The 264-nt window shown below is 65.5% G+C and carries 1 pseudogene; it reads right to left on the bottom strand.

The features are described 5' to 3' along the window. Nucleotides 1–264 (bottom strand): annotated as a pseudogene (locus ACR9ZK_RS22275) (radical SAM family heme chaperone HemW); the annotation flags it as partial.

The following is a 264-nucleotide window of genomic DNA, read 5'->3' as shown; positions in this document are numbered from 1 at the left end:
GGTCACCTCGGCTCCGGGCTCAAGGCCCCAATATCCGACGGCGGCGCGCAGGATCTGCGCGAGGTCCTCCGCAGGCAGAAGGGTTGGTGTGCCGCCGCCGAAAAATACCGTGCTCAGGGGCCGGCGTGGAAGGCCTGAGGCCTCAAGCGCCGTAGCCGCAAAAGCCACTTCGGAAACCGCCGTGGAAGCATACGCATCCTGTGACGCTCCCCCGCCGAGCTCCGTGGCGGTGTAGGTGTTGAAATCGCAATAACCACACCGCAC

The organism is Monashia sp. HAY1-5C (genome assembly GCF_056755255.1).
This window is presented reverse-complemented; position numbering and strand designations above follow the sequence as displayed.